At 62.1% G+C, this 8,233-nt stretch carries 9 protein-coding genes; 5 read left to right on the top strand and 4 right to left on the bottom strand.

Annotation, left to right across the window (positions count from 1 at the left end):
* Window positions 1-38: 38 nt before the first annotated feature.
* Complete coding sequence (locus tag ACROSR_RS19535) at window positions 39-641, bottom strand: hypothetical protein (RefSeq protein WP_432687562.1); 603 nt, start codon at window positions 639-641, stop codon at window positions 39-41.
* Between the two features lie 212 nt (window positions 642-853).
* On the opposite strand from ACROSR_RS19535, the gene ACROSR_RS19540 reads away from it, so the two are divergent.
* Both ACROSR_RS19540 and ACROSR_RS19545 read left to right on the top strand, forming a co-directional pair.
* On the top strand, window positions 854-1,027 hold the full coding sequence (locus tag ACROSR_RS19540; RefSeq protein WP_432687563.1) for a YqaE/Pmp3 family membrane protein: 174 nt from the start codon (window positions 854-856) through the stop codon (window positions 1,025-1,027).
* A complete protein-coding gene (locus ACROSR_RS19545) occupies window positions 1,024-1,425 on the top strand; it encodes a DUF4112 domain-containing protein (protein WP_432687564.1) in 402 nt (133 codons plus the stop codon). The genes ACROSR_RS19540 and ACROSR_RS19545 overlap by 4 nt, the downstream gene beginning before the upstream one ends.
* A gap of 494 nt (window positions 1,426-1,919) precedes the next feature.
* Here the strand turns inward: ACROSR_RS19545 and ACROSR_RS19550 are convergent, their stop codons facing one another.
* The gene (locus ACROSR_RS19550; RefSeq protein ID WP_432687565.1) at window positions 1,920-3,755 is read right to left on the bottom strand and encodes an OmpA family protein; all 1,836 of its coding nucleotides are present in this window, start codon (window positions 3,753-3,755) and stop codon (window positions 1,920-1,922) included.
* A gap of 215 nt (window positions 3,756-3,970) precedes the next feature.
* Complete coding sequence (locus ACROSR_RS19555; RefSeq protein ID WP_432687566.1) at window positions 3,971-4,489, bottom strand: hypothetical protein; 519 nt, start codon at window positions 4,487-4,489, stop codon at window positions 3,971-3,973.
* 315 nt (window positions 4,490-4,804) lie between these two features.
* Here ACROSR_RS19555 and ACROSR_RS19560 point away from each other — a divergent pair, with 315 nt between their 5' ends.
* From ACROSR_RS19560 to ACROSR_RS19570, 3 genes are all read left to right on the top strand, one after another.
* Window positions 4,805-5,725: an aldo/keto reductase gene (locus ACROSR_RS19560; protein WP_432687567.1), complete on the top strand. Its 921-nt coding sequence runs from the start codon at window positions 4,805-4,807 to the stop codon at window positions 5,723-5,725.
* A complete protein-coding gene (locus tag ACROSR_RS19565; protein ID WP_432687568.1) occupies window positions 5,725-6,396 on the top strand; it encodes a DUF6064 family protein in 672 nt (223 codons plus the stop codon). Before ACROSR_RS19560 ends, ACROSR_RS19565 begins: the two co-directional genes overlap by 1 nt.
* A 471-nt stretch (window positions 6,397-6,867) precedes the next feature.
* On the top strand, window positions 6,868-7,269 hold the full coding sequence (locus ACROSR_RS19570; protein ID WP_432687569.1) for an aegerolysin family protein: 402 nt from the start codon (window positions 6,868-6,870) through the stop codon (window positions 7,267-7,269).
* 285 nt (window positions 7,270-7,554) lie between these two features.
* Here the strand turns inward: ACROSR_RS19570 and ACROSR_RS19575 are convergent, their stop codons facing one another.
* A complete protein-coding gene (locus ACROSR_RS19575) occupies window positions 7,555-7,842 on the bottom strand; it encodes a helix-turn-helix domain-containing protein (protein WP_432687570.1) in 288 nt (95 codons plus the stop codon).
* Window positions 7,843-8,233: the final 391 nt, after the last annotated feature.

The following is an 8,233-nucleotide window of genomic DNA, read 5'->3' on the forward strand; positions in this document are numbered from 1 at the left end:
TTTGCCATTTTGCTTTTTGTCATACCCATCATCCTTACTTAAGTTGATGGTCTCCGACAAATCCGGGGCGATTCAATCTTCTTGCCGGCATGGGTCGCAGCACCGGATTTCAGGTGCTTCAGGTAGTGCGGCAGAATGCGTCGGACGGAACGCACGCGTGAGTCGAACATCGACGGTGCGAGGATTTCTCCGAACAGCATTTTCCACCGATGCGCCAGGGCGTGCTTTGTGATTTCCCTTTTGCGGCTCTTCCGCCCGGAGGAAGCTGATCCGTGGCTTTTCTTGGTTGATCGGAAATGCAGTTCGGCCATGACGACGGCCACACATTCCAGCACTGTCCTCCGGTTTGCCCTTATCCCGGGGCTCGGCTTCATTCCCGGATGCCCATCCACAAGCAGCCATTCACCCAGAACGACCAGGTCCGCGTGCTTTTTGAGCGCGCCGTTGCTGTTGATCGCATCGGCGAGCGTCGCGGGAATCTTCTTCGCCATGTCCAGCCGCGGCCTGGCCATCATGGTGTTCAGCCGGCGAACGAAGCTCGCGTCTGTCGGCGCGTCAACGAGGGCACCACGTTCGAACAGCTCCGACGCATCCGTCAGTTTTCCCTCACGAACTCGCTCGGTTACGCGTGCGCCGCTCATCCGATACCGCTCCCCGGAGAAACCGAAGCTGGCCTACGAGCAACCGGCGCCTTGGGCAAGCAAGCATTTTGCGCAAATGAGAAACCGTGCGTCAGTCGGGCTGCGCGCCGCAGTATTGCGATTTCCAGATGACATGCGCAAGTGCACGGCATAGCGTGGCACCATGAGTGGCAGGACGTAGTCAGCCGACACCAAAAGACCGGAGCATCGACATGGATTTCCTCCGCATCGTCATCGCCATCCTGCTGCCCCCTCTCGGAGTGTTTCTGCAAGAGGGTGTCGGCAAGCATTTCTGGATCAACATCCTGCTGACGATTCTGGGCTACATTCCCGGTATCGTGCACGCCGTCTACATCATCGCCAGCCGGGGACGCAGCCCGGGATGAGGCCATCCGGACGAGATCGCGGCGGCCGGACCGGGCCCGGAGCCGGGACAGAGCCGCAGCATGACGACAGACGGGACCGCCTCGACCGGCTCGACGCGCTGGCAATCCGCATGGATCGGGCCTTTCGGTTCCCGCTCACGCGGATACGGTTCGGCTGGGACTCGATCCTCGGGCTGGTGCCGGGTGTCGGCGACACGCTGACAATGGCCCCTGCCATCTACATCCTGCAACAGGCGCACGACATGGGGGCCTCGAAACTGGTTCTGGTCCGCATGGTCGCGAATATCGGCATCGACTGGCTGGTCGGCCTCGTGCCCCTCATCGGCGACATCGTCGATGTCGGGGTGAAGAGCAACAGCCGCAACGTGGCCCTGTTGCGCGACCATCTGAACAACTGACCTGATCGGGAAATCTGGACCGACATTCCCCGATATTTCCGAGCGGACACTTATGATCGTTTACGACGCGAGACCGGGAAATTCACGCAGTGGTGATATTACCCTCTGAGGTGGACTGCCGGATGGCGCCGGCACCGCCCGGTGGCGAAAGCTCCCGTATGCCTGGTTGACGAAGTCGAGCTCGCCACACCCGCTAGCAGCGTCCAGGGTGCACGTCCTGATCTTGCGCTGCATTCCGGCTTAGCGGTGCTCCTCGTATCCGAGGAGCAACTCGGAAAAGCGGACAACATGCTCACAGTCGACTGAATGGAGCGATCGGGCGATTTTGAACACGACGCTGACCAGTTGGCGTGGCTTTCGCCATCTGCCGGCGGTTCGCGATCACCGGAACCGGCACGGCCATGCCGAGAGTGAAACACGCGAGGAAGTGGGAGCTCGATCGAGCGCTGAACGCCACTGATCCGCACACGTCCGGAGCGCATTAGTGAACGCCCTCATTTCGCCGCCATCTGACGCAGCAGCGGTGTGATACGGCGAACCGTGGCGCGACGGTTGCGTTCTTCCGCCGCCTCTGTCCGCACCTTCAGGAACGACTCGCCGTAGCCCTGAACGATGAGGTTCTCGGGCGGGATACGGAACGCTTCGGTCAGGGCAAGCGCCACGGATTCCGCGCGCCGGTCCGACAGGGCCAGGTTGTAGCTTTCCCTTCCTGTCGCATCGGTATGGCCCTCGATCAGGAACACCTCGCGCGGGTTCTCGAAGAGCATTTCCTCGATCAGGATACCCAGCCGCACCAGGCTGCGCGCCTGCTTGGGCGGGATCGCGGCAGAGCCACTCGCGAAGGTCACCGTATCGAGATTGATCGCCGGAACGAGGCTGCGCACCTGCTCGATCTCGCGGATCTGGCGCAGGCTGAACGTCCGGCCGGCGTCATACGCCGTGTCGTCGCGTATCGCCGCACGCAGGGTTTCGAGATCGTTCTCTGCCACGGACAGGCTGCGGGCGACCGGGCGCACCTCCTGCAACCGGCGCACATCGACCTCTGCGGACGGTTCCAGATCGTCGAAAAGCTCGTATTCGGTGCCGTCGGGATAGAGGATGTCCCGGCGCAGCACCCGGCCACGGGCGTCGCGGATCGTCACGACCTGCGATCCGTCGGCCCGATCGAGCGTGGTGCGCGTCGACCCGTCAGCATAGGTTTCGGTGCGCATGGTCGCACCCGGCTGACGCAGCAGCGCATCGTCGTTCTTGTAAACGCTGAACCCTTGGGGGCCCTCGACGACAACGCGGTCGCCGGTATTCTCGACCACCCGGTCGCCGTTGCGCAGCACCGATCCGACGACCACGGCCCCGAGACCCAGCAAGAGCGCCTTTTCGAGGGTGCTGAGCCCGTCACGATCGCCGTCGCTGGCAGAGGTGTCCCGCGCGCTGCCGATGGCGGTTTCGAAATCCTCTTCACTGCTCCGGACCGACTGCGCGTCGAGGGTCTCCTCGACCACATCCTCGGGGTCTGCCGCGGTCTCCGCCGCCGCCACGTCGGGGGTTTCATCGCCTTCTGCAACGGTCGGATCGACGAGGTCCATCGTCTCCACCGGCGCATCATCCGTCCGTGCTCCGGCCTCTGCCTGTGTCGCGTTTTCATCGGCTTGCGCCTCGGCTTCCGCTGCCTCTTCCGCCGACTGTGCTTCAGCTTCTGCCGAGGTCGCCTCTTGTGCAGCCGCGTCCTCCGTCGCTTGCGACTCGGCTTCTTCCTCAGCCTCGGCCTCGGTCGCCGCTGCTGCTTCCGCCGCCTGTGCCTCAGTTCCAGCCGCGGCAGCTTTTTCCGCGGCCTTGGCCTCGGCAGCCGCCGTCTCCGCTTCTTCCGCCGCTTGCACCTCGGCTTCAGCTGCCTTTGCTTCAGCTTCAGCGGCCGCTGCTTCTTCAACTGCCCGTGCTTCGGCTTCCGCCGCGGCCGCTTCTTGCGCGGCTTGGACCTCGGCCTCTTGTGCGGCTGCTTCTTCCACCGCCTGTGCCTCAGCCGCTGCTGTGGCTGCTTCTTCTGCCGCCTGTGCCTCAACCGCTGCCGCGTCGGCCGCCGCTTCCGCGGCTTGCGCTTCAGCTTCGGCTTCAGCGGCTTCGCCTGCTCGTTGCACCTCGGTCTCCGGTTCTTCGCCGCCTTCTTCGGACGAGCCTTCTATCGGCTCTCCTTCAGGACAAGGCGGTTCGGTTCCGTCCATGCACAGCAGCTCGGCCTCCTGCGCCGAGGCGGTCGCTACAAGCGCGGTCTGCGGCATCAGCAAGGACAGGCTGGCAACAAGCGCAGTGGTGGCCTTGAGCGGTGCAAGAGACATATTCATTTCCTTCATGGACGGGCTGACGGTTGGCGCGCAGTCTGATTGACGCAGCCTCACAAGGCGACGTGCAGGCCTGATCGGGCGGGCTGGAGACGTGCGGAGCGCATGGCTGATCGCTGCCAGACAATAAATCGCACCGCTTCGCTATACAATAGCACTGATATCCTCGAAGGTTCGACCAGCGCTTTCGCGTAACAGGGCACGGCCGGCGCCTAGTAGAACTGACTGCAGTCCTCGGGCAGGATATAGACTCGCTGGAAAATCGTGCCGTCGCGATCCTCGAAACTGTTGCGCATGGTCACGTCCATACTGAACATCTCGCGGCCCTCGAGACAGATGCTTTCGGCGCGGTCCTCGATCATGCCTCGAACGTCCCGGACAGAGGCAAGGGCCTCGGCGGCGGTCGTCACATAGCGATATTCCATGATCCGCATCCGTGGCAGGAACACCGCGTCGGTCATGGTAACATTGTCAATCACCACCGATGGCAGGCTTTCGCGTGCCTCGGCTGCCATCTCCTCGAGCAACGCTTCCTCGTCGGGCGATCGCGGGGCCTCGTCTTGCGGGGTGATAGCTTGAGGCGCCACCAGCTCGGCGATCGCTCCCGGTTCTGCATTCTGTGCCACATCGGAGGAATCCGCCGGGGCCGGCGTATCCTTCGAAGGCACCAGCAGGAAATACCCGGAGACCAGCACGATAAGGACACCAAGACCGACCAAGTATTTCTTCATCGCGGTAGCTCCCAAGACCACATGTGAATTGGCTGGTAAAGATTTCCGCGCAAGACGCAAGGTCGACGACTCTTTTACTCAACTGCGCAGTGCGGCAGGCTTCATTTCTTGGCGCGTTTTTTCTCCGGCAATGATGGGGGTCCATTCTGGCACCGGGACCGTCCCGTGGCGAAAGCTTCCATGCCGTCTTGTGTCGCGGCGCCTTGGGGCCGCCTGCCGACGCGGCGCAGGCGGCGCAATCGCGCCGGCGTTTTGAAAATTCGGCCGGTCTGCATTACGTCCCATTCTTGAGAAGGAACGGAGTGGGTATCTGACATGGCTCTATCCAGACGCGCGATTCTGGGCGGTGTGTCGGCAGCGACGGCAGGGTTGCTGTTCGGACGACCGGATCTGGCGGCGGCAACCACGGCTGAGGCAACGAGAACGATCCCGACGACGGGGACGCGCGTGCCGGTGGTCGGGCTGGGCAGTTGGATCACCTTCAATGTCGGCGATGACCCTGTCTTGCTGGAGCAATGCGCCGAGGTGATCGCGGCCTTCGCCGGGGAAGGCGGTGGCATGATCGACTCGTCCCCGATGTATGGCTCCTCGCAGGACACGATCGGCCACGGGCTCGAACGTCTGGCCGACCCGTCGCCGATATTCTCCGCGGACAAGGTCTGGACATCCGCGCCGGAGGAAGCCCCTGAGCAGATCGACCGGACCGCGGAGAAGTGGGGAATCTCGACATTCGACCTGCTTCAGGTTCACAATCTCCGCGCCTGGGACGCGCATCTCGATCATCTCTTAGCGATGAAGAAGGAGGGGCGGCTTGGCCATGTCGGCGTCACCACGTCGCATGGGCGCCGGCATGACGAACTCGAGCGGAGCATGCGCGAGCAGCCGCTCGACTTCGTGCAACTGACCTATAATGCGCTCGACCGCGAGGCCGAGGCTCGGCTCCTGCCACTGGCGCAGGACCGCGGGATCGGCGTGATCGTGAACCGCCCCTATCGGCGCGGGGCGCTCATCGACAGGTTCGAGGGCGAACCTTTGCCCGGCTGGGCGGCAGAGATCGACGCGCAAAGCTGGGCGCAGGTCCTGCTGAAATTCGTGGTCTCACATCCGGCGGTCACCGTCGCGATTCCGGCGACGCGCCAGGTCGCGCATCTGCGCGAAAACAAGGCGGCGGCGCGCGGCCCGCTGCCCGACGCGACGTTGCGGCGGCGCATGGCGGCGGACCTGTCGCGGCTGTAATGGAGACCTGGCTGACTTACGCCCCGCGCGATTTCCTGATGTTCGGCCCGGACGTCTACTGGCGGCTCTTCGAGCTTCACAATCGCTCTCTCTGGCCGCTTCCGTTGATCGCGGAGGCAGCGGGGCTGGCGTGTCTCGTGCTTCTGGCCTTGCGCCGAACGCTGACCGTGCGAGCCGCAGTGATCCTCACGGCGCTGGCATGCCTCTGGGCCGCGTATTTCCTCGCCTCGCGTTATGCGCCGATCAATTGGACCGCGACCTATGCGGCATGGGGTTTCGGCGTCGAGGCCGGCCTGCTGGCGCTCCTGGGTCTCGCAGGCCGCCCGGCATCGTCCGAGCATCAAGGCCGCCCCATCAAGATCGTCGGCTGGGGCCTGCTTGCGCTGTCAATCATTCTCTACCCGTTTCTGACTCTCATGTTCGGGCGTCCGTTGGCACAGGCCGAAACATTCGGGCTCGCACCCGACCCGACGGCCATTGCCTGTCTTGGCGTGCTGAGTCTCGTGTCGGCGGGTAGATGGAGCATGACGCTCACCGTCATACCCGTGCTGTGGTGCGCGTTGAGTGCCGCGACCTTGATGACACTGGGCAATCCGCAAGCCTGGGTTCTGATCGCAACCTTGCTCTTGTGGGCCTTTGGCCTCGCGACTGCACACATTTGTCGGACGTGATCGCGCCTCTGCAAGGCCGCGAATGGTGCGGCCGGCAAACCGAATTACGGCGTCCACTCACGCGGCGCTGAGGTTCAAGCGGGCGACATGGATAAGCCTGTCTGGTCCGATACTGAATGCGCGTTCCGGGGACATCCGATAACATCCGATCGCATGTTCCCGCGACATCCGAGCGGCCATTCCGAAGTATTCTATTGCCCCGAATGACACTGTCAGGGGCAGCCGGTCGCCTGGAAGTAACCCGTTTTTCGAGGCGCCCGCAGATCGCGGGGATCCAGGGCGAAACCCTCAAACATGTGAACCGCTTCACAGCGAAAACATCCGACTCGCCCATAATGAGAGCAGGCAGATCGGATACAATCACCGGATGTCTCGGCGGCGGACCCAAGATGTCGCCTGGCCGCAACGCAAACCCGAACGGCAGTTATCCAGGCTGTCCAGTTCAATGATCACTCAATCAGGAGTTTTTCCATGGCTTACGCACAATGGGCAGTTTTCACGATCAAGGTCGTCGGCTTCACGATGACGATGAAAAACGTCGTCCATGAATGGGGCAAGTTTTACGACGGATCCAACAAAGACAATGAGATTCCTCCCTCCGATGTTGATGGAAAAACCATCACCGATGGCAATTCCTACACGTTCGGGGCCTGCGGCCGTTCCGATGCCGCGGCTGGCACAGAAGGCAGCTTTGACATCTATGATGGCAACACGCTCGTCGCCAGCTACCACTGGGACTGTCCCTGGGGCAGCAAGACGAACCATTCCGATCTCGTCATGCATGATGAAGACGATTATGTCGTCCAGGTGACAGGTGCCAACATCAATTCCGGTGCGCTTGGCAACGTCGCCATCAAGGTGGTCAAGATCTGATTTTTCGGTCCGCATTGCGATCTTTCGCAGCGCGAGACCCTGAAAAAAACAGCGACGCGCCGGTCACAACGGGCCCGCGCGTCGTGACCTGTCGAGAAATGGCGGGACCCACCAACATGGATGACAGCCGAAATGCTCGGGCCGGGTCGCGAAGTCCTAGATATCTACACTTAGCATGAAGGGGATGCATTTTGTCTCCGCGAGCGCCCCCAGGCGGAAGCTCCCATTGTCTTGGCGAACTATGTCGCCGCCTTTTCTGTCGCTGCCGCTCAACACGGCTCTGCGTCAGTCTGACGGAATTCTCGGTCCGACGGTGTCTGCATCGACGGTGTCTGCATCATGGTGGCGCTCCACGGCGGCGATGAGGTCCTGCATCCTTATATGCAGCCCCTTGCTCAAGGCATACAACGTCGAGAGCGACGGCTGTCGCCGACCGGTTTCGAGAAACGAAATGAAGCGCGCCGAGACATCCGCGCGCTCGGCCAGCTCCTCCTGCGTTAGCTGCGCCTTTTCCCGTTCGCCGGAAAGCGCGACCGCGAAGGCGGCCACAAGAGTTTCATTCTGCCGATCCATGCGGTTAGCCATTCCGCATGGGTTGACATGTCGCCACGAACAGTTGTTCTAGTCGCGGAATAAGTGCGTAAACGCCATCCGGAACTTCGAGAGCAGATGACCAAACCACGTCGAGCCATGGTGCGAGGGCGCGCCACCGCGTGATGGCTTTCTTGCCTGCGCAAGACACAAATCCAACAACCGCCGGGGATCACATGTGACGCGCCCCGTCACATCCATCCTGCCGGCCGCAGACCCAGGTGCCCAATGAGCTACGCGACCATCACGATCGGCAACCTTCTTGCGGATGTGAACAGCCGGTATTTCCTGCCGGCCTGAATCGCCCCGGATTTGTCGGAGACCATCAACTTAAGTAAGGATGATGGGTATGACAAAAAGCAAAATGGCAAAT

Origin of the sequence: Roseovarius tibetensis (assembly GCF_050896375.1) — a bacterium.
Taxonomy (GTDB): Bacteria; Pseudomonadota; Alphaproteobacteria; order Rhodobacterales; family Rhodobacteraceae; genus Roseovarius; species Roseovarius tibetensis.